This is a genomic window from Streptomyces sp. (assembly GCF_035645055.1).
Taxonomy (GTDB): Bacteria; Actinomycetota; Actinomycetes; order Streptomycetales; family Streptomycetaceae; genus Streptomyces.
The window spans coordinates 104611-125082 of sequence record NZ_DASQNH010000016.1 but is presented as its reverse complement, the minus strand read 5'-3'; the positions used below and the strand labels follow the sequence as shown (position 1 = coordinate 125082).

At 72.3% G+C, this 20472-nt stretch carries 20 protein-coding genes and 1 pseudogene; 12 read left to right on the top strand and 9 right to left on the bottom strand.

Annotated elements, in window-relative coordinates:
- Window positions 1–87: 87 nt before the first annotated feature.
- Both VE614_RS04700 and VE614_RS04695 read right to left on the bottom strand, forming a co-directional pair.
- The gene (locus VE614_RS04700) at window positions 88–1656 is read right to left on the bottom strand and encodes a DUF3152 domain-containing protein (protein ID WP_324932425.1); all 1569 of its coding nucleotides are present in this window, start codon (window positions 1654–1656) and stop codon (window positions 88–90) included.
- Window positions 1657–1664: 8 nt separating this feature from the next.
- Window positions 1665–2654, bottom strand: coding sequence for an alpha/beta hydrolase (locus VE614_RS04695; RefSeq protein WP_324932422.1), 990 nt, complete (start codon window positions 2652–2654; stop codon window positions 1665–1667).
- 232 nt (window positions 2655–2886) lie between these two features.
- Between VE614_RS04695 and VE614_RS04690 the strand changes: the two genes are divergently transcribed.
- The 4 genes from VE614_RS04690 to VE614_RS04675 all read left to right on the top strand — a co-directional run bounded on the left by VE614_RS04690 (window position 2887) and on the right by VE614_RS04675 (window position 4804).
- The gene (locus VE614_RS04690) at window positions 2887–3111 is read left to right on the top strand and encodes a hypothetical protein (RefSeq protein WP_324932419.1); all 225 of its coding nucleotides are present in this window, start codon (window positions 2887–2889) and stop codon (window positions 3109–3111) included.
- A gap of 212 nt (window positions 3112–3323) precedes the next feature.
- The gene (locus VE614_RS04685; RefSeq protein ID WP_324932416.1) at window positions 3324–3968 is read left to right on the top strand and encodes a TetR/AcrR family transcriptional regulator; all 645 of its coding nucleotides are present in this window, start codon (window positions 3324–3326) and stop codon (window positions 3966–3968) included.
- Window positions 3969–4113: 145 nt separating this feature from the next.
- Window positions 4114–4341: a DUF3107 domain-containing protein gene (locus VE614_RS04680; RefSeq protein WP_043503917.1), complete on the top strand. Its 228-nt coding sequence runs from the start codon at window positions 4114–4116 to the stop codon at window positions 4339–4341.
- A gap of 193 nt (window positions 4342–4534) precedes the next feature.
- Window positions 4535–4804, top strand: coding sequence for a hypothetical protein (locus VE614_RS04675; RefSeq protein ID WP_324932412.1), 270 nt, complete (start codon window positions 4535–4537; stop codon window positions 4802–4804).
- Between the two features lie 182 nt (window positions 4805–4986).
- Here the strand turns inward: VE614_RS04675 and VE614_RS04670 are convergent, their stop codons facing one another.
- Window positions 4987–5748 carry a ferritin-like fold-containing protein gene (locus VE614_RS04670; protein WP_324932408.1) on the bottom strand — a complete coding sequence of 254 codons (762 nt, stop codon included), beginning with the start codon at window positions 5746–5748 and terminating at the stop codon, window positions 4987–4989.
- 536 nt (window positions 5749–6284) lie between these two features.
- On the opposite strand from VE614_RS04670, the gene VE614_RS04665 reads away from it, so the two are divergent.
- Together VE614_RS04665 and VE614_RS04660 are read left to right on the top strand one after the other, a co-directional pair.
- On the top strand, window positions 6285–8543 hold the full coding sequence (locus VE614_RS04665; protein WP_324932406.1) for a DEAD/DEAH box helicase: 2259 nt from the start codon (window positions 6285–6287) through the stop codon (window positions 8541–8543).
- Window positions 8544–8620: 77 nt separating this feature from the next.
- A complete protein-coding gene (locus VE614_RS04660; RefSeq protein ID WP_324932403.1) occupies window positions 8621–9517 on the top strand; it encodes an alpha/beta hydrolase in 897 nt (298 codons plus the stop codon).
- A 47-nt stretch (window positions 9518–9564) separates the two neighbouring features.
- On the opposite strand, the gene VE614_RS04655 is transcribed toward VE614_RS04660, so the two are convergent.
- Window positions 9565–10461: an NYN domain-containing protein gene (locus tag VE614_RS04655; protein WP_324932400.1), complete on the bottom strand. Its 897-nt coding sequence runs from the start codon at window positions 10459–10461 to the stop codon at window positions 9565–9567.
- Between the two features lie 239 nt (window positions 10462–10700).
- On the opposite strand from VE614_RS04655, the gene VE614_RS04650 reads away from it, so the two are divergent.
- The gene (locus VE614_RS04650; RefSeq protein ID WP_086173025.1) at window positions 10701–10853 is read left to right on the top strand and encodes a hypothetical protein; all 153 of its coding nucleotides are present in this window, start codon (window positions 10701–10703) and stop codon (window positions 10851–10853) included.
- A gap of 84 nt (window positions 10854–10937) precedes the next feature.
- Here the strand turns inward: VE614_RS04650 and VE614_RS04645 are convergent, their stop codons facing one another.
- The 4 genes from VE614_RS04645 to VE614_RS04630 all read right to left on the bottom strand — a co-directional run bounded on the left by VE614_RS04645 (window position 10938) and on the right by VE614_RS04630 (window position 14096).
- Complete coding sequence (locus VE614_RS04645; RefSeq protein ID WP_324932395.1) at window positions 10938–11543, bottom strand: MarC family protein; 606 nt, start codon at window positions 11541–11543, stop codon at window positions 10938–10940.
- Window positions 11544–11621: 78 nt separating this feature from the next.
- The gene (locus tag VE614_RS04640) at window positions 11622–12482 is read right to left on the bottom strand and encodes a PHP domain-containing protein (RefSeq protein ID WP_324932392.1); all 861 of its coding nucleotides are present in this window, start codon (window positions 12480–12482) and stop codon (window positions 11622–11624) included.
- Window positions 12483–12688: 206 nt separating this feature from the next.
- Window positions 12689–13330, bottom strand: a complete 642-nt coding sequence (locus tag VE614_RS04635; RefSeq protein ID WP_324932389.1) for a DUF6758 family protein — start codon at window positions 13328–13330, stop codon at window positions 12689–12691.
- Between the two features lie 181 nt (window positions 13331–13511).
- Complete coding sequence (locus tag VE614_RS04630; RefSeq protein WP_324932386.1) at window positions 13512–14096, bottom strand: suppressor of fused domain protein; 585 nt, start codon at window positions 14094–14096, stop codon at window positions 13512–13514.
- 506 nt (window positions 14097–14602) lie between these two features.
- Here VE614_RS04630 and VE614_RS04625 point away from each other — a divergent pair.
- Together VE614_RS04625 and VE614_RS04620 are read left to right on the top strand one after the other, a co-directional pair.
- Window positions 14603–15718, top strand: a complete 1116-nt coding sequence (locus tag VE614_RS04625) for a magnesium and cobalt transport protein CorA (protein ID WP_324932383.1) — start codon at window positions 14603–14605, stop codon at window positions 15716–15718.
- Between the two features lie 52 nt (window positions 15719–15770).
- Window positions 15771–16283 (top strand): hypothetical protein, encoded by a 513-nt coding sequence (locus VE614_RS04620; protein ID WP_324932379.1) that lies wholly within the window; start codon window positions 15771–15773, stop codon window positions 16281–16283.
- Between the two features lie 23 nt (window positions 16284–16306).
- On the opposite strand, the gene VE614_RS04615 is transcribed toward VE614_RS04620, so the two are convergent.
- Complete coding sequence (locus tag VE614_RS04615; protein WP_324932376.1) at window positions 16307–17056, bottom strand: hypothetical protein; 750 nt, start codon at window positions 17054–17056, stop codon at window positions 16307–16309.
- 190 nt (window positions 17057–17246) lie between these two features.
- Here VE614_RS04615 and VE614_RS04610 point away from each other — a divergent pair, with 190 nt between their 5' ends.
- The 3 genes and pseudogenes from VE614_RS04610 (at window position 17247) to VE614_RS04600 (ending at window position 20346) form a co-directional block, all read left to right on the top strand.
- Window positions 17247–18530, top strand: a complete 1284-nt coding sequence (locus VE614_RS04610; RefSeq protein ID WP_324932372.1) for a magnesium transporter MgtE N-terminal domain-containing protein — start codon at window positions 17247–17249, stop codon at window positions 18528–18530.
- A pseudogene (locus VE614_RS04605) lies at window positions 18520–19169 on the top strand (DUF1003 domain-containing protein). Before VE614_RS04610 ends, VE614_RS04605 begins: the two are co-directional and overlap by 11 nt.
- Before the next feature lie 43 nt (window positions 19170–19212).
- Window positions 19213–20346 (top strand): Mrp/NBP35 family ATP-binding protein, encoded by a 1134-nt coding sequence (locus VE614_RS04600; RefSeq protein WP_324932368.1) that lies wholly within the window; start codon window positions 19213–19215, stop codon window positions 20344–20346.
- Window positions 20347–20472: the final 126 nt, after the last annotated feature.

Below are 20472 nucleotides of genomic sequence, written 5' to 3'. Positions count from 1 at the left end.
GCCGGTGGCGCGACGGACGGTTGTCCATCGCGCCACCAAAAGGGGTGAACGGTCGTAACTTTCCCGTGCGGCCCGCGTTCCGCCGCGCTAGAAGCTCGCTGGGTACGGCCAGGGGTTCGGTCGGCAGCGGATCCCGTCGTGCTCCAGGAACTTGGTCTGCTGCTGCATCACCGGAGCGAGGTCGCCGTCCTTGTCGCAGGTCACGTGCGAGTAGCCGAGCCGGTGCCCGACCTCGTGGTTGATCAGCATCTGGCGGTAGGCGTGGATCTCGTTGCCGTACGTCTCCGACCCCTGCGCCCAGCGGTACGCGTTGATCATCACGCGCTCGGTGGCCGCGGAGTCGCAGGAGACGTTGTCGATCGTCGTGTCCAGGCCGGACTTCGCACACCAGTCCGCGGTCGTGCCGGGGCTGGCGAGGGTGATCACGAAGTCGGGCTCGCCGGAGTAGATGCGCTCGAACGTACGGCCGCCGTTGTGCGCCCAGCTGCGGTCGTCGTTGAGGGTGCGCTGCACGGCCTGTGCGAACAGCTCGCCGTCCAGGCCGAGCCCCTGCTCCACGTCCACCCGGTAGGTGTACTTCTGGCCCGTCCCCGGTGCCTTGTCGATCCCGGGGATCGCGTCGAAGATCCCGGGACCTTCGAGCGACGCGCTCAGCGGGTACTTCTTCGCCATCTTCTGGTCGTACGTCAGCGGCACCACGCTCGGCGACCCGCTGGGCGTCGGCCGGCCGTCCCCGCGCGAGGCGGGGCCATGCGCGCCCCGCGCCTGGCCGGTGGCGGCCTGCGACGCCACGGAGCCGTTGTCCCGCCCCTCGCCGACCTGCCCGGCGACCACCACGGCCAGCACGGTGGTCACCGCGGCGGCGGCGACACCGGCGAACGCACGCCCCTTGCCGCCCTTGCCGCGCGCGGGCTCGCCGGAGGGCGGGCCGCCGTCGACCGGGGTGCCGCCCGCTGGGCCGTCACCGGCCGGGGCGTCGCCCCGGCGGCCTGCGGAGGCGTACGGATCGGTCCCGGCCGCGCGGGAGGCGAAGCCGTCACCGGCCGCGCCGTCCGCGTCGAAGGCGTCGAGGTAGTCCTGTCGCGGGGCCCCGGGACGTCCCCGGCGGCCCGGGGTCGGCCGCGGTCGCGGTATCCCGGCGCCGCCGGGCGAGGCCACTCCATCCCGCAACTCACCCCAGCCGCCCCCGGCCTCCCGCTGCTCGGGGTGCCCACCACGAACCTGGCGCGCACCGCGCGCGGGAGCGCCGTCGGAGAACCGGGGCGTACCGTGCGGCGGAGTGCCGTCGGCATACCGCGGAACACCCTGCGGAGGCGTCCCGTCGGCGACCCGAGGGACACCCCGCGCGGGCGTCCCATCCGGCGAGCGCGGCACCCCGCGCGGAGGCGTCCCCTCCCCGAACCGGGGCACGTCATGTGCAGGTGTCCCCTCCGGGAACCGAGGCCCTCCGTGCGCGGGCGTCCCGTCCGCGACCCGGGGGACACCCCGCGCGGGCGTCCCATCGGCGAATCCAGGCATCCGGGGAGCCACCCCCCGCGCTCCCTCCTCGTCCCCCGCGGGCCCGGTCCCCGAGGCCCTTCGTCGTCCCGTCGGGCTGGCGCCCTCGGTCTCACCCTCATCCTTCGGTGCCGGACCGCGGCGGCTGTGGCGTCCCACGTCGTCTCTCAGCTCCCCGCGCTCGCGGACTCGGCGGTACCACGCGCGGCCGGTTCGGCCAGCAGGTCCCGGAACGCCCCGGCCACCGTCTCCGGGTACTCCATCATCGCGACGTGTCCGGCGTCCGGCAGGGTCACCAGGCGCGAGTCGCGGAAAGTGCGGGCCGCCTTCCGGGCCATCCGGAAGCCGATGAGCTGGTCCCGCCCGCCGTACACCAGCAGGGTCGGCGCCAGCACCCGTTCGGCCTGGCGCCACAGCGCGTGCTGCCCGCCGAGGGTGTACGCGTTCACGATCCCGCGCGCGGAGCGCGCCATCGCGTCCCAGAAGTACGGCAGCCGCAGCCGCCGCTCCATCTCCTCGACCGCGTTGCGGAAGCCCTCCGGCGTCACCCGCGTGGGATCGCCGTAGCAGAGCGCCGTGACCCCGCGGACCCGCTGCTCCGCCGTCCATCCCTTGGTATAGCGGGTGAACAGCGCGGCCACTCCGGGCAGCGCCAGCAGCGCCGTCGGGACGGCGGTGCGCTGGACTCGCAGTTCGGGCAGCGCCGGCGAGATCAGGGTCAGCGTGCGCACGAGGTCGGGCCGCACCGCGGCGACCCGGGTGGTGATCGCGCCGCCGAGGGAGTTGCCGACGAGGTGCACGGGGCCGCGGCCGGACGCGTCGAGGTAGCGGATCACCGCGCGCGCGTGGCCGGTGACCGAGTAGTCGCCGTCGTCGGGCGGCGGCGAGTCGCCGAAGCCCGGCAGATCGACGGCCTCGTTGTCGACGATGTCGTCGACCAGTGGCATCAGCGCCGACCAGTTCCGCGAGGAACCGCCGAGGCCGTGGACGTAGAGCGCGGGCGGCAGCCCTTCGCGGGCGGGCGGCCGGGAGCGGACCGTGAGCGTCATCCCCTGGAGCCGGACCGACCTGAGCCGTTCGCCCTCCGCGACCCGGACGGGCGTCACCTTCGGGAGCACGTTGGCGGGCGGCGCGAAGGCGGGCTCGGTCGAAGACATGCGGCAATGTTACGAGGTGATCACGCCGTGGATCGTGTGTTCGCCATCACAGAAGCAGAGTCGTTTCGGCAGAGCCACTCCGGAGGAGGCGGCCCGGTTCCGGTGCGCACCGAGTGACGATCCGGACGCGGATCGCATAGCGTCGGGATCGGGTGTCTCCTAGGCTCGTACAGAGGGCACCCGCGTGTGGCCCCTGCTTTTCCCAGGGACGTTCGTAGGAAGGGAGCCCACCATGGCAGTAGACCCCACCGACCCCGAGACCTTCGAGAACGGTGACGGCGAGGAAGTCCAGGAGTTCGGCGTCGAGGCGCCGGAGGTCGACGCGGCGGAGCAGCACGCGGAGGTGAAGCCGGACCGCGACGACCCGCTGACCGGGGTGAACCCCGACCGGGCGAACGAGGCCGATCTCGTCGAGCAGGCCCGCGTGGTCTCCCTCGACGAGGACGATTACCGGTAACGCCCGCGCGGGCGGCGAGGGCGAGCCGCGGACACCACTGAGCGGGAACGGGGCCGCTTTTTGCCCGCTCCGCATTTGTTCGAAACCTTTTGCGCGGCTATCGCCACCGTCCGGTCCGTGAAATTCTGCGCTCGCACCGCGCACGACACGGTTACCGAAAAGTACGATGGCGGCGCGGCGCACACCGCATGTGGACGATTTTGGGAGGCGGCGTGACAGCCATCGAGCAGACAGAGGCGGCACGCCCGCGGGGCACGCGCCTGCCGCGCCGTGCCCGACGGAACCAGCTGCTGGGCGCCGCTCAGGAAGTCTTCGTGGCACAGGGCTACCACGCGGCCGCGATGGACGACATCGCCGAGCGCGCCGGTGTCAGCAAGCCGGTGCTCTACCAGCACTTCCCGGGCAAGCTCGACCTCTATCTCGCACTGCTGGACCAGCACTGCGAGTCCCTGATCCAGTCCGTGCGCAACGCCCTGGCGTCGACCACCGACAACAAGCAACGCGTACGGGCGACGATGGACGCGTACTTCGCGTACGTCGAGGACGACGGCGGCGCCTTCCGCCTGGTCTTCGAGTCGGACCTCACGAACGAGCCCGCCGTGCGCGAGCGCGTCGACAAGGTCACCAACGAGTGCGCCGAGGCGATCTGCGACGTCATCGCCGAGGACACCGGACTCTCCCGCGCGGAGTCGATGCTGCTCGCCTCCGGCCTGGGCGGCCTCGCCCAGGTGGTGGCGCGTTCCTGGCTGCACAGCGACCGCAGCGTCCCGCGCGACCAGGCGGTGCAGTTGCTGGCGTCGCTCGCCTGGCGGGGCATCGCGGGCTTCCCGCTGCACCACAGCGAGCAGCAGCACTGACGTCGCGGGCCGGGGCGCCTTTGTTCCCGCCGGCTGTTCGCTCATGGCGTTCTCGCGCGGAGCGTGCGCGTCCCCTCACCGGGCTAATGTGTGCTGGTACGGCGCGGAGGCCCGCGCAACACTGACCGTTCGGAGGGACATAGCCGTGGAGGTCAAGATCGGCGTGCAGCACGCGCCGCGCGAGATCGTTCTGGAGAGCGGTCAGAGTGCCGAGGAGGTCGAGCGGGTGGTGGCCGAGGCACTGGCCGGCAAGTCGCAGCTGCTGAGCCTCGTGGACGAGCACGGCCGCAAGGTCCTGATCCCGGCCGACCGCCTCGCCTATGTCGAGCTGGGCGAGCCGGCGCCGCGCAAGGTGGGCTTCGGCGCGCTCTAGGCGGCGAACCGAGCAGTGGACGAAGGCCCGCCGGGTGGGAGACACCCGGCGGGCCTTCGTGTGTGTGCGCCACTGTGTGCACCGCGCACAGGAAGAACACAAGTCGCCCCAGGAGGAGGATTGCATTCCGCAGGTCAGGGGTAAGACGGGCTGTGACCGTTAGGGCAGGACGGCCATGTGGGAGGACCCCTTCATGCTCTTGGAAGCCTTCAGCTCCGCGATCCTCGGCCTGGTCCTGGCGTGTGCGTACGCCCACCGGCTGCCGCACCGTCTCCCGGCGCGCCCCCTGGTGCTGTCGACCGGTGTCGCCGGTGCGCTCTTCGGCGCCTTCGTCGCCCGCAGCGCCCTGGACGCCGGGGGCTTCCTGCTGGCGCTGGCCGGAGCCGCCGTGGTGTGTGTCGCCTCGCTGTCGCTGCTGCTGCGCCCGGCGGGAAGACTCCGCCGGCACTCGGCGACGGCCTGAGCCGCCGCCGGGCCCGAGCCGGCCCCCGACGACGGCACCGGCGCGAGCACGGGCGGGACGGGCAGGACGGGGAGAGCGATGAGGGGCGTCGCCCCTAGGGGTGTCCCGGCGATCGGGCCGGAGCAGGGAGACTCCGCGAGCCCGGCATGATCGACGAGACGCCCCCGGTAGCGGACATCCCGCTAGGCGGCGAGCCCCAGCGCCGCCATCCGCTTGGTGTGTGCCTCGGTGATCCGGGAGAACATCCGGCCGACCTCGGCCAGGTCGAACCCGTCCGCGACGCCGCCCACGAGCATCGTCGACAGCGCGTCGCGCTCCGCGACCACCCGCTGCGACTGCGACAGGGCCTCGCCCATCAGCCGCCGCGCCCACAGCGCGAGCCGCCCGCCCACGCGCGGGTCCGCGTCGATCGCGGCCCGCACCTTCTCGACGGCGAACCCGGCGTGCCCGGTGTCGTCGAGCACGGCCAGCACCAGCTCCCGGGTGTCGGAGTCCAGCCGGGCCGCGACCTCCCGGTAGAAGTCGCTGGCGATCGAGTCGCCGACGTAGGCCTTGACGAGACCCTCCAGCCAGTCGGAGGGCGCGGTCTGCTTGTGGAAGCCGTCCAGCGCGGCGACGAACGGCTCCATGGCCGCGGTCGGCTCCTCGCCGATCTCCGTGAGCCGGCCGCGCAGCCGCTCGAAGTGGTGGAACTCGGCCGACGCCATCTTCGCCAGCTCCGCCTTGTCCTCCAGGGTCGGCGCCAGCTTGGCGTCCTCCGCGAGCCGTTCGAACGCGGCGAGCTCCCCGTACGCGAGCGCGCCCAGCAGGTCCACGACCGCGGCCCGGTACTGCGGGTCGGCGGAGGCCGTCGCCCAGTCCTGGGCGGCGACGCCGGTGTGGGCGGCGGCTTCGGGGGTCTCGGCGTCGTGCGCGGGGTTGTCAGAGCTCGTCATGAAGCGCACAATAGCCCGCCCGCAGCACTGGGGAAGTCCCTGGTCATTCACTGTGACCACGACGACGCGCGGGACCACCTGACCGACCGCGCGTCGACCGGGCCGCTGACTGTGACGACGACTACGTGACCGAATCGGCCATCGCATGTGCGCGAATCCGGGGTATGGTGGTAATGCGCCTGCTGGTACGTCGGCTGATTTCGCCGTACCTCGACAGGCCGCACGTATGAGGATGCCCGGTCGGTGGCCCGATCGGCTCCGACCCGACAGCCCTCCCTGACCGTACGGCACAACGCGTACGACGATCGGAGGGAACCCTCAGCGGTACGAGCGCTAGAGCGTCGGCGCGGTCCCGTGCCCCACGGCCCGCCCGTAGGCAGCCGACGTCCCCGGCACGGTCTGACACGACCCCCGCGCTCGCCTCGCACCGCCCACACAGAAGAGGCAGCACCCTGACTACGACGTTCCGAGAGCTCGGGATCCTTCCCGAGACCGCCGAGGCCCTGGAGGCCGTCGGCATCGTCACCCCGTTCCCCATCCAGGAGATGACCCTCCCCGTCGCCCTCGCCGGCACGGATGTCATCGGCCAGGCCAAGACCGGCACCGGCAAGACGCTGGGCTTCGGCCTTCCGCTCCTCGAGCGCGTCACCGTCCCCGCCGACGTGGAGGCCGGGCGCGCCGAGCCCGAGGCCCTGACGAACGCCCCGCAGGCGCTCGTGGTCGTCCCGACCCGAGAGCTGTGCACCCAGGTCACCAACGACCTGCTGACCGCGGGCAAGGTGCGCAACGTGCGTGTCCTCGCGATCTACGGCGGCCGGGCCTACGAGCCCCAGGTGGAGGCCCTGAAGAAGGGCGTCGACGTGATCGTCGGCACCCCCGGCCGACTGCTCGACCTGGCGGGCCAGAAGAAGCTCGACCTGAGTCACGTCAGGGCCCTCGTGCTCGACGAGGCCGACGAGATGCTCGACCTGGGCTTCCTGCCCGACGTCGAGAAGATCATCAACATGCTCCCGGCCAAGCGCCAGACCATGCTGTTCTCGGCGACCATGCCGGGCGCGGTCATCGGCCTGGCCCGCCGGTACATGAACCGGCCCACGCACATCCGTGCCACGGCGCCGGACGACGAGGGCTTCACGGTCGCGAACATCAAGCAGTTCGTCTACCGCGGGCACTCCATGGACAAGCCGGAGATGATCGCCCGCATCCTCCAGGCCGAGGGCCGCGGTCTGGCGATGATCTTCTGCCGGACCAAGCGCACGGCCGCCGACATCGCCGAGCAGCTCCAGAGCCGCGGCTTCGCGGCCGGCGCGGTCCACGGCGACCTGGGCCAGGGCGCCCGTGAGCAGGCGCTGCGCGCCTTCCGCAACGGCAAGGTGGACGTGCTGGTCTGCACCGACGTCGCCGCGCGCGGCATCGACGTCGAGGGCGTCACCCACGTCATCAACTACCAGTCGCCCGAGGACGAGAAGACGTACCTGCACCGCGTCGGCCGCACCGGCCGGGCGGGCGCCAAGGGTACGGCGATCACGTTCGTCGACTGGGACGACATCCCGCGCTGGCAGCTGATCAACAAGGCGCTGGAGCTGAACTTCCCCGACCCGGTGGAGACCTACTCCACCTCCCCGCACCTCTTCGAGGACCTCGGCATCCCGGCCGGCACCAAGGGTGTCCTGCCGCGCGCCGAGCGCACCCGCGCCGGGCTCCACGCGGAGGAGCTGGAGGACCTGGGCGAGCCGGGTGGCGGCCGCAACCGCGAGCGCGGTGGCAGCCGGGGCGGCCGCCGGGACGGCCGCGAGGAGTCCCGCCCGGCCGGCAGCGAGCGCACGGACCGTACGGACCGCACGCCGCGCCGCCGCCGTCGTACGCGCGGCGGTGCCCCCCTCGACCCGGCCGTGCAGACGCCGTCCGGCACCACCGTGGCGGAGACCCCGGCGGCCGACTCCGCGGAGTCGGTGACCGCGCCGCGCACCCCGCGCCGCCGTCGCCGCACCCGAGGCGGCGCCCCGGCGGAGCAGGCGGCCACGGCCGCGACGGTCGAGGTGACGGCCCCCGCCGCCGAGGCCGCGGCGACCACGGCGGAGGGCCCGAGCACGCTCGACGCGCCCGAGACCCCGGCGAAGCCGCGCCGCCGCCGCACCCGCAGGTCCGCCGAGACGGCGACGACTGCTGAGACGACGACGCCCGCGCCGACGGCTGAGACGGCGACGCCGACCGAGGCCGTGACGGCCCCGGAGGTGGTGGCGACCGCCGAGCCGGCGGCCGTCGTGTCGGAGCCGGTGCCGCAGGCTGCGCCCGCGGAGGCCGCGGAGCCGGCTGCCAAGCCCCGGCGCACACGCACCCGCAAGGCCGCCGCCGCGGCCGAGACGGCGGTCGACACCGCCGAGGCCGCGGAGGCGAAGCCGCGCACGCGCCGTGCCCGCAAGGCCGTCGAGCCCGTCGGGGCTTCCGAGGTCACCGCCGTGGAGACGGCGGAGGCCACCGAGGCCGTCGAGGCCAAGCCGAAGACGCGCCGGACCCGCAAGGCGGCCGAGCCCGTCGAAGCGCCGGTCGCGACGGAGGCGGCGGAGACCGCCGAGGCCAAGCCGAAGCGCACCCGCAAGACGGCGGCCACGGCGGAAGCCGCGGCCGACACCGCCGAGGGCACCGAGGCAAAGCCGAAGACCCGCCGCACCCGCAAGACCGCCGCGAGCACGGCGAGCGCCACCGCCGAGATCCCGGCGCAGGCCGCGCAGGAGCCGGAGGCCAAGCCGAAGCGCACCCGCAAGGCCACGGCGGCCAAGGCCACGGAGCCCGCCGAGAGCTGACGGGCACCGCACGACGGCCCGGTCCCACCTGACCCAGGGGGGACCGGGCCGTCGGCGTTCCCCGCTACTCTCCCCCCGTGACCACCCCCACCCCCCTCGCCCCGCCCCCCGGCGCCCGCGCCTACCCCCTGCGGACCGGTCGCGGGGACTTCGCCGTCGTGGACGTGCCCGTGGCCCCGGGTGCCGAGCAGCGCGGTGTCGCCCTGCTGCTGCCCGGGTTCACCGGCAGCAAGGAGGACTTTCACCTCCTGCATGAGCCGCTGGCCGCGCGCGGGTACCGGACGGTCGCCGTGGACGGGCGCGGGCAGTTCGAGTCGAAGGGCCCGCGGAACGACGAAACCGCGTATGCCCAGGGCGAGTTGGCGCGGGACGTGCTGGCGCAGACGGCGGCGCTCGACGCGGGCGCCCCGGTGCATCTCCTCGGGCACTCCCTCGGCGGGCAGATCGCCCGCGCGGCCGTGCTCCTCGATCCCTCCCCCTTCGCCTCCCTCACCCTCGTCTGCTCGGGCCCGGCGGAGATCTCCATGGCGCAGCAGTCCCGGGTGAAGCTGCTGCGGGACGCGCTGGCCGTGATGTCGATGGCCCAGGTGTGGGAGGCGATCCTGGCGATGGGCGCCCCGGAGGACGTCGGCGGGCCGGCCCGGGGTCTGGGCGGGCCGGAGCAGCTGCGCCGCCGCTGGCTGGGTCATTCGCCGGCGCAGCTGGCCGCCACGGGACACCAGTTGTGCACGGAACCGGACCGGGTCGACGAGCTGGCCGCCGTACCGCTGCCGTTTCATGTGCTGTCCGGCGTACGGGACGGGACCTGGCCGGTGCCGCTGCTGGACGAGATGGCCTCGCGGCTGGGTGCGCACCGTACGGTCGTGGCGGGCGCCGAGCACTCGCCGAACCTGGACCGGCCGCTGGTGACCGCCCGCGCGGTGGCCGACTTCTGGGACCGCCACCGGGCGTTCCGGTCCGGAACCGGGATCTGACCGGCGGCTGGTACTGCCCCTGGCGGTCCGGTACTGCCCCTGAGGGTCTAGTACTGCCCCTGGAGGTGCTCCCAGAACCCGTCCCGCAGGGCCCGCCGCAGATCGGCCTGGCCGCGCAGGGAGTACTGGAGGATGCTCTCCGCCTCCACGAGCAGGTCCTGGTCGACCGAGCCGGGCAGGTAAGGGTGGCCGGGCAGCAGCTCGACCAGCGCCTCCCGGCCCCGCGCGGACAGCCATTTCGCCGCGATCTGCGCGCCGACGAAGCGGACGTCCTCCCGGGCGGGCCGGACGGCGGTGGTGGCGTCGTAGGCGGGCGCGGTGCGCCGGGAGACGTACGGCTTGAAGAAGTCGAGGTCGAGGGTGCGCTGGCTGTCGACCTCCCAGAGCAGCGGTTCGGCCTGGTTGCGCCCTTCGGGTGCCTCGATGCCCCACAGGTGCACCCGCGCGCCGTACCCCTGCGCCGCCTCCACGGCCGACACCAGGTCCTCGTCGCCGCCGAGCAGGGCCGCGTCGCTGATGGCGCGGTGCCGGGCCAGGGACTCCAGGTCGGTCCTGATCAGGGAGTCGACACCCTTCTGCTGGTTGTTGGCGTTGAGGTTGCCGAGGCGGACCTTCACGTCGGGCAGCTCCGCGATGGTCTGCTGCTCGGCGGTGTGGATCCGGCGCCGGGCGCCGTCGTACCAGTAGACGCGCAGCAGCCGGCTGTCGGCGAAGACGGTGCGGGCCCGGTCGATCAGGGCGTCGATCAGCCCTTCGGCGTCCAGGTCGAAGGCCCGCCGGTCCTCGGTACCGGCGACGAGGCGTCCCGCCGCCGCGTAGAGGTACCCGGCGTCGACGAAGATCGCGTGGGTGGAGGGCGTCTTCGCCACCTCGGCGAGCATCCGCTGGAGCAGCTCGTTTGTTCGATCGAGGCGGGCGGCCAGCGCCGCAAGGTCGTCGTTCATCGCTTCCATTGTCCAGGTCGTCACAGTGCGAACACAACCGGTCCCAGTCAGTCTCGAAGCGTCACTCAAGCGAACGCTTACCCGTCAGTAATTAGTTGTTCGAAAAATTTCTTTAGCGTAGGGAATGTTTGTAACAGGCACCGCGTTGCATCCGTAGGGAACACGGGGCACCGTCGCTTCGTGGGCCATCTCACCCAGTAGTTCTCCCCAGGGAGGATGACCAGACGAAGGGAGAAGCCATGCGCTTCGAGATTCTGCGACTCGACGACGTCGACGGTACGCCCGTGGACACCACCGTCGTGGACGCCGCCTCCGTCAACCGGATCGTTCAGCAGGCCGCCGCGATCGGCCAGCGCCTGTGGATCCGCCCGGCCGAGACTCCGGCTTCATAACACACATGCTTGAGAGCCCCGTACGGCATGACGGCCGTACGGGGCTCTGTTGCTGTGCGCGGAGCACCGCGCCCTTCGCGGCGCTCAGCTCCCCTGGATCACCTGGGTGACGCCGTTGATGATCTGCTGCACGGCGATCGCGGACAGCATCATGCCCGCGAGCCGGGTCACCAGCACCACACCGCCGTCCTTGATGACCCGGATGATCAGCAGCGAGTGGCGCATCACCAGCCACAGCACGACATGGATGGCGAGGATCGCCGACCACACCGACACCTGCGTGCCGACGCTGTCGGCCTTCTGCACGGCGAGGATGACCGACACGATCGCGCCCGGACCGGCCAGCAGCGGCATGCCCAGCGGCACGAGGGCGACGTTGACGTCCTTGGTCTGCTTGGGCTCGTCGGTCTTGCCGGTGAGCAGGTCGAGCGCGATCAGCAGGAGCAGCAGCCCGCCCGCGATCATCAGCGCCGGCACCGACACATGCAGGTAGGCGAGGATCTGGTGGCCGAGGACACCGAAGACGGTGATCACTCCGCCGGCCACGCAGACGGCCTGGAAGGCCATCCGCTTCTGCACCTTGGCGGGCCGCCCGGCGGTCAGGGCGAGGAAGATCGGGGTGATCCCGGGGGGATCCATGATGACGAAAAGGGTCAGGAACAGGGAGCCGAAGACGGCGATGTCGAACATGGGAGTGCTACAGGCCTTGCGCTGAAAGGGAGAAAGGGGGGCGAACGTGCGGGTGGAGCGGAGCGGCGAACCGCGTCCTCAGACCGCTCCGCCGGTCCCCGGCACGGGGAACGCCCCGGTCGCCCGGCGGGTGATCTCCCCGTACACCTCGGGGTCGGTCGTGTACTCGCCGAGCACACAGGTCTTCCGGCTGCCGTGGTAGTCGCTGGAGCCGGTGACGAGCAGCCCCAGCTCCTTGGCCAGGCCGCGCAGCCGCGCCCGGGTGTCCGGGTCGTGGTCCATGTGGTCGACCTCGATGCCGTCCAGGCCGGCGGCGGCCATCTCGGCGATCGCGGACTCCGGCACCGTACGGCCCCGCTTGGCGGCCGCGGGGTGGGCGAAGACCGTCACCCCGCCCGCGCCCTTCACCAGCCGGATGGCCTCGAAGGGATCGGTCTCGTGCTTCCCGACGAAGGCCCGGCCGCCGTCGGCCAGCCAGTCCTGGGTGAACGCGTCGCTCACGGTGGCCACGACGCCCAGCTCGACGAGCGCGGAGGCGACATGCGGCCGCCCCACGGAGCCGTCCCCGGCGATCCGCGCGACCTGCTCCCAGGTGACCGGCACACCCAGCTCGTTGAGCTTGGCGATCATGCCCTTGGCCCGCGGCACCCGGTCGTCGCGCACCAGCTCCCGCTCGGCGAGCAGGGCGGGCTCCTCCGGATCGAAGAGGTAGGCCAGCATGTGCATGCTGACCCCGTCGATACGGCAGGACAGCTCGGCCCCGGTCACCAGGGTCAGCCCCGGCGGCAGGGCGGCGATCGCCTCGGCGTGCCCCCGGGTCGTGTCGTGGTCGGTCAGCGCGACCACGTCCAGACCGGCCGCGGCGGCGTTGCGCACCAGCTCGGCAGGGGTGTCCGTGCCGTCGGACGCGGTGGAGTGGCTGTGCAGGTCTATGCGCACGAGCGAACTCCAGGCGGTCACGGGACGGGTGGGGACACCCAAGGATAACGGGGAACGTGGCCCCCATGTCACACCCGCAACCGGGATGCGCCCTTTACAGGCCAGTGAGTCCGGTCACGACGAGGACATCTTTTGACCCCTTCCTCAGGAGCACGCGGAGCCGCGCCATCGGCCCACGGCAACCTGCTCGCCGCCGACGGCAACCCCTACGGCGAAAGCAGCCGCGGCGACAGCGCCCCGCAGGGCACCAGTTCCATCTCCGCGCCCGCGTCCCGTACGTCCGTCAGCACCAGCTCGTCGTACATCAGCAGCCCCGACTGCTCCGGCCAGACCACGGCCCACAGCCACAGTCCCCGCGCCTCCCCGGCGAACACCGCGCGGTCGTCCGGCGTGCCGGAGACATGCCAGAGCGGGGTGGGCCGGCCGGCGGCGAGCACCTTGGCCTGCGGCGGCTTCTCGACGTCCACGTACGGCCCGGGATCCGGTCCGTCGATGCCCGCGTACCGCGCGCCGAGCCCCACGCCCAGCTCCTCGGCCACCAGGACCAGCTCGCCGACGCCCCCCAGCGGGCTGGGCCCCGAGCAGGCCAGGGCCGTGGCGCGCCCGCCGCTGCGGTCGTCACCCGCGCAGAGCACGCCCGTGTAGAGCCAGCCGATCGGCAGGGGCCACGGCATCCACACCGGCACCTGCGCGCGACGCACCACGACGGCGAGGGCCTCGACACTGGGCGGGACCACGGGCTGCAGCGGGTACACCGCGCCATGCACATCGCACTGCCAGGAGTCGGCGAAGAGTCCGGGCGCCCTGACCCGGCCACCGCACTTCGGGCAACTGGGTTCGCCCCTCATAGAGCCCCACGGTCCTACCCCTGCCGCGCCACGTCAAGGACGATCACCCGTCCGGGCGGAAACCCGGGTCCCCCCCTCAGTCAGACGTGTCCATCACCGAGGGCCGAGGAGCGGGCCGGCGCAGGGCCGCGTCTCGGTGTCCGCCAACTGATCGACGGCGGGCCGTGGTTGGTGAGTTCGGTCACCCGAGCGGGACGGTCGTGCGCAGCGGATCGCGCAGGTCCGTCCCGTGGTTCAGCCAGCGTTCCCGGAGGGCCTGGGCGCCGTGCACCCGCTTCCAGGCCGCCTCGTTGGGGGTCATCGGCAGCAGCGGCAGGAACCGCACGGGGTCCATCGGCGCGTCCAGTTCCAGGTCCTCCACCAGACCGCCCGGCTCGGCGACCAGCACCGAGGTGAAGGGGGCGCCGGGCCACAGCGGCTCGCCCACGTCCAGCGAGGCACCCGGGGCCACGACCACCCCCTCGACCTGCGGGGACGCGGCGAGCACGGCGAGCGGGCGGAGCACCTTGTCGGTGTCGGCGAGCCCGGCGCGCACCGACAGCACCAGCTCGACGCGGGGGCCCTTGACGGGATCGGCGAGCATCGCCGTGGGGTCGGTCATGGGCTGGGCGGACATGCCGAGGGTGGCGTAGCGGACGATGTCCCCCTCCTGGAAGCGCAGTACCTCGATGCGGTCCGTGCCGAGGAAGGTGACCGCGGCGCGGGCGTCCGGCTCGCCGAGCGCGGTACGCAACCGGGCCTCGACCAAAGGAAGAACATCAGCCATGCGGCGAGCATAGAACTCGTCAGTACCAGGCAAAGCAGCGCCTTGACACTTCTGTCGGCTGATACTCTTGGCCGGTGGCCGGGCAGCATGCGGCAAGCGTGCGAGTCAAGTCCCGACGCCACGGGAACCCTCTAGGGGGTTGGGATCGTCCCTCAGCAGGGACCGGCCGGAGGAGGTGGGGCTGTCATGGATCGAAGTCGACCGTGCAGTACCACCCGCTCTTCCGGCCATTGATGTAGCTGCTCTGGCTCTGGCTGGCTGCCGCCTCTCGCATGCGCGTCTTCATCCGGGTCACCCGGAAGAGCACTTCGTTTCGCTGTACCTGATCTGTCTGTTCTGTCTGGTCTGCATCAGCAGCTGACTCAGTAGCGAAGCTCGCCACCGCGACGGTGCGGTGCTCCCCGCTTTGTGGACGTGCCAAACCTCCGCACGCAGGACGTCCCCATTCCGGGTAGTTCCACCCGTCGTCGGCGGTCTTTCGCTGCCCGATGCGAAGGAGCCTGCCCATGTCGATGATTCGCGACCTGCGCGCCGCCGTCCGCCCGTCCCGCCCCGCGCTGCGCAAGGACACCGGCGGCTACGACACCACCCGCGACCCCGCGACCTCCTCCGCCGTCGTCGACTGCGCCGTCTACCGCGACGGTGCCCGGCTCCAGACGCCCGCGCCGCTCACGCCGCAGGAGGCGATGCGCCTGGTGCGCCGCGACGGAGGCTTCGTCTGGATCGGGCTGCACGAGCCGACCGAGTCCGAATTCGCCGGGATCGCCGGGGAGTTCGGGCTGCACCCGCTGGCCGTGGAGGACGCCGTCCAGGCCCACCAGCGGCCCAAGCTGGAGCGCTACGACGACTCCCTCTTCACCGTCTTCAAGACCATCCACTACGTCGAGCACGACGAGCTGACCGCCAACAGCCAGGTGGTGGAGACCGGCGAGGTGATGTGCTTCACCGGCCAGGACTTCTTCATCACCGTCCGGCACGGCGGCCAGGGCTCGCTGCGCGGGCTCCGGCACCGGCTCCAGGACGACCCGGAACTGCTGTCCAAGGGCCCCTCGGCGGTGCTGCACGCCATCGCCGACCATGTCGTCGACGGGTACATCGCCGTCGCCGACGCGGTGCAGGACGACATCGACGAGGTGGAGACCGAGGTCTTCTCGCCGGGCCGCAAGGGCACCCCGCGCGGCACCGACGCCGGGCAGATCTACCAACTCAAGCGCGAGGTACTGGAGTTCAAGCGCGCGGTGTCCCCGCTGGTGCGGCCGTTGCAGCTGCTGAGCGAGCGGCCGATGCGGCTGATCGACCCGGACATCCAGAAGTACTTCCGGGACGTCGCCGACCACCTGGCCCGGGTGCAGGAGCAGGTCATGGGCTTCGACGAGCTGCTGAACTCCATCCTCCAGGCCAACCTCGCCCAGGCGTCCGTGGCGCAGAACGAGGACATGCGGAAGATCACCTCGTGGGCCGCGATCATCGCCGTACCGACGATGGTGTGCGGTGTGTACGGGATGAACTTCGACTACATGCCGGAGCTGCGGTGGAGGTTCGGCTACCCGATGGTGCTCGGCATCACCGCGATGATCTGCTTCGGCATCCACCGCACGCTGAAGCGGAACGGCTGGCTCTGAGCCGCCCGGAGCGCGACGGCCGGTCCTGACCCGGCCTGGATAGGCTGGGCCCATGACAACCGAGCTGCTCGACCGGGCCCTCGTCGAGGAGGCCACGAAGAAGTCCGGCCTCATCTGGGTGAAGGGACCGGGTGTGCCCGCCCGCGCGCTGTGGCACGCCTGGCACGAGGGTGCCGCCTGCGTGGTCGGTGACGGGCCGGGCGAGCAGCCGCTGCCGGGGCTGGCCGACGGGGCCGCGGCCGAGGTGACGGTGCGCAGCAAGGACAAGGGCGGCCGGGTGGTGGCCTGGACGGCGACCGTCGTGGAGCTGGCGCCGCGGTCCGAGGCGTGGGAGGCCGCGGTCGCCGAGCTGAAGGGCAAGCGGCTCAACGCGCCCGACGGCGAGGCGATGACCGAGCGCTGGCGCCGCGAGTGCCGGGTGCTCCGCCTGGAGCCGACGGGCGTGACGCTGCCGCTGCCCGACGGCTCACTGGCCGACGCGCCGCTGCCCAGCCCGGCGACGACCCGCCGGCCGATCCCCGCCGCACTGCCGCGGCTGCTGCTGAAGCGGCGCAAGCGGACGTAGTCCCGCGGGGGCCGCCGGGCCCGTCACGACGTCGGCAGCTGCGGGCCGTAGTCCACCGTCTCGCTCTTCTCCGGCTCGGTGAGGGCGAAGTCCTTGCCCCAGGCGGAGAACGTCAGGGTGCCCGCGCCGCCGCCGCGGACCAGCCGCAGGGGGTACGGCGTGCCCTCCAGGGAGACGTCGAGGGTGCCGCCGGAGCCCTGGTCGCCGGTGATGCGGATGGTGCGCACCCCGGACCGCTCGTGGCGGCCGTCGGTCTTCAGGGTGCCGTGCAGGGTGAGCAGGCTGTCGAGGAGGACGTCCTTGTCGGTGAAGCCGCTGAACCGCTGGTAGGAGGGGTCGCCCTCGGGCACCTTGACGTACTTGCCGCCGAGCTTGTCCGCGGCGGCCTCACCGGCCCCGCCCGTGCCGCCCTCCGGGTTCCAGAACGCCGTGTCCGCCTTCAGATACAGCTGCTCCCCGATCCGCAGCAGCTCGAAGGCCGCGCCCTCCGCGGTGACCGACCCACTGCCGCCGTCGTCCTTCAGCCGCATGTCGAGTGTGTAGGTGCGCCCGCTGGTGACCACGGTCCCGGACAGCCGTACCGCCCCGGCCGCCTCCGCGGCCGCCCGCGTCCTGGCCTGAATCTTCTCGGGGGGCAGCTTGCCCACCCCGTTGGTGCCCGCGTCCGGGTCCTCACTGCTGCATCCCGTCAGCCCCACTCCCGCCACCACCAGTGCGCACAGTGCGCTCACCAGCGTGGCCCGGCGGGTACGGCCCTGGGGAATCGCGGTCACAGGTGGCGCTGCCTTTCTCACGGTGGTTCCGGTCGGCGTACCGCAGGGTACCGGGGCCCGGAGGCCCGAACGGAGCCAGACCGTCCGGACCGCTCACCAGGGCGTATCCGATCCGGACGGGCTAGCCTGAAGCCCACCCGAACGGGCAACCCGGACACACCGGGGCGGGACGGAAGCGGAGGTGCGGAACATGGCAGCGGGCGCCCCCCGGATCTTCGTCTCGCATCTCGCCGGCATCGCCGTCTTCGACCCGACCGGCGACCAGGTGGGCCGGGTGCGGGACCTCGTCGTCATGCTGCGGGTCGCCCGGCGGCCCCCGCGGCTGCTCGGCCTGGTCGTCGAGCTCGCCACCCGCCGCCGCATCTTCCTGCCCATGACCCGGGTCACCGGCATCGAGTCCGGTCAGGTCATCACCACCGGCGTGCTCAATGTCCGCCGCTTCGAGCAGCGCCCCACCGAACGGCTGGTCTTCGGTGAGCTGCTGGACCGGCGCGTCACCCTCGTCGAGACCGGCGAGGAGGTCACCGTCCTCGATCTGTCGGTGCAGCAGCTCCCGGCCCGCCGCGACTGGGAGATCGACCGGGTGTTCGTCCGCAAGGGACGCAAGGGCGGCGCCTTCCGCCGGGCCAAGGGCGAGACCCTGACCGTCGAGTGGTCGGCGGTCACCGGCTTCTCCCTGGAGGAGCACGGGCAGGGCGCCGAGAACCTGCTCGCCACCTTCGAGCAGCTGCGCCCCGCCGACCTGGCGAACGTGCTGCACCACCTCTCCCCCAAGCGCCGCGCCGAGGTCGCCGCCGCCCTCGACGACGACCGGCTCGCCGACGTCCTGGAGGAGCTGCCGGAGGACGACCAGATCGAGATCCTCGGCAAGCTGAAGGGCGAGCGCGCCGCCGACGTCCTGGAGGCCATGGACCCGGACGACGCGGCCGACCTGCTGGCCGAGCTGCCGAAGGAGGAGCAGGAGCGGCTGCTGAGCCTGATGCAGCCGTCCGACGCGGCCGACATGCGCCGGCTGATGTCGTACGAGGAGCACACGGCCGGCGGTCTGATGACCACCGAGCCGATCGTGCTGCGCCCGGACGCCACCGTCGCCGACGCGCTGGCCCGGGTCCGCAACCCCGACCTCTCCCCCGCGCTCGCCGCCCAGGTCTACGTCTGCCGCCCGCCCGACGAGACCCCGACGGGCAAGTATTTGGGCACCGTGCACTTCCAGCGGCTGCTGCGCGACCCGCCGTACACCCTGGTCAGCTCACTCGTCGACGACGACCTGCTGTCGCTCGCGCCCGACGCCGCGCTGCCGGTCGTCGCCGGGTTCTTCGCCACCTACGACATGGTCGCGGCGCCCGTGGTGGACGAGTCCGGGTCGCTGCTCGGCGTGGTCACCGTGGACGACGTCCTGGACCACATGCTGCCGGAGGACTGGCGGGAGACCGAGTTCCACCTGGACGAAGGGACGGCCGCCCATGGCTCCTGAGCGGGAGACGACCCGGGAGACCCGCGAGCGCGATCGCATGCCCGCCGGGGCCACCGCGACGACCCGCCCACGGGCCCGGCTGGACCTGCCGCTCCCGCCCCGCCCCCGGATCCTGCCCGAGTGGGACCCGGAGGCCTTCGGACGGCTCTCGGAGCGGATCGCGCGGTTCATCGGCACCGGCCGGTTCCTCGTCTGGATGACCGTCGTCATCATCGTGTGGGTGCTGTGGAACGTCTCCGCGCCGTCCGGTGTGCGCTTCGACGAGTATCCGTTCATCTTCCTGACGCTGGTGCTGTCCCTCCAGGCCTCCTACGCCGCCCCGCTGATCCTGCTCGCGCAGAACCGGCAGGACGACCGCGACCGGGTCAACCTGGAGCAGGACCGCAAGCAGAACGAGCGGTCGATCGCGGACACCGAGTACCTGACCCGGGAGATCGCGGCCCTGCGGATCGGCCTCGGCGAGGTCGCGACCCGCGACTGGATCCGCTCGGAGCTGCAGGACCTGATGAGGGAGCTGGAGGAGCGCACCGACGGCCACCACGGGAAGGACGACCGGCACGGGCGCGGGGACGGCGCGGGGACGGATACCGCGTATTCCCGGCAGACCGGTCGGCGGGACGTGACGTAGCCGACCGCTGACGGGCTTTCCGCAGCCCCTGTGCGGCGCCGTACCATCGTCTCTATGGCTACGGAAGACGCGGTGCGCGAGGCACTGGCGACGGTGAACGACCCCGAGATCAACCGACCCATCACCGAACTCGGGATGGTCAAGTCGGTGGACATCGGGGCGGACGGAACGGTCGCCGTCACCGTGTACCTGACGGTCTCGGGCTGCCCCATGCGCGACACGATCACCCAGCGCGTGACCGAGGCGGTCTCCCGCGTCGAGGGTGTCACCCACGTCGACGTCACCCTGGACGTGATGAGCGACGAGCAGCGCAAGGAGCTGGCGGCGGCGCTGCGCGGCGGCCAGACCGAGCGCGAGGTCCCCTTCGCCAAGCCCGGCTCGCTGACCCGCGTCTACGCGGTCGCCTCCGGCAAGGGCGGCGTCGGCAAGTCCTCCGTGACGGTCAACCTGGCCGCGGCGATGGCGGCCGACGGCCTGAAGGTGGGCGTGGTCGACGCCGACATCTACGGCCACTCCGTGCCCCGCATGCTGGGCGCCGACGGACGGCCCACCCAGGTCGAGAACATGATCATGCCGCCGTCCGCGCACGGTGTGAAGGTCATCTCCATCGGCATGTTCACCCCGGGCAACGCCCCCGTCGTCTGGCGCGGCCCGATGCTCCACCGCGCCCTCCAGCAGTTCCTCGCGGACGTCTACTGGGGTGACCTGGACGTCCTGCTCCTGGACCTGCCGCCCGGCACCGGTGACATCGCGATCTCCGTCGCCCAGCTGGTCCCGAACGCCGAGATCCTGGTCGTGACGACCCCGCAGCAGGCCGCCGCCGAGGTGGCCGAGCGGGCGGGCTCCATCGCCGTGCAGACCCACCAGAAGATCGTCGGCGTGGTCGAAAACATGTCCGGCCTGCCCTGCCCGCACTGCGACGAGATGGTCGACGTCTTCGGCACCGGCGGCGGCCAGCTGGTCGCCGACGGCCTGACCCGCACGACGGGCACGAACGTCCCCGTCCTCGGCTCCATCCCCATCGACGTCCGCCTGCGCGAGGGCGGCGACGAGGGCAAGCCGGTCGTCCTGACCGACCCCGAGTCCCCGGCGGGCGCGGCCCTGCGCGCCATCGCGGGCAAGCTGGGCGGCCGCCAGCGGGGCCTGTCGGGCCTGTCGCTGGGGATCACGCCGAAGAACAAGTTCTGAGCCTCTTCAGTCCCCGCGGGAAAGGGGCGCCGATGGTCTTCGGCGCCCCTTTCCCCTTGCGCGGCCCAGCTCTGCGGGGCCCAGCTCTGCGCGGCCCAGCTGCGCGGCCCAGCTCTGCGGGGCCCA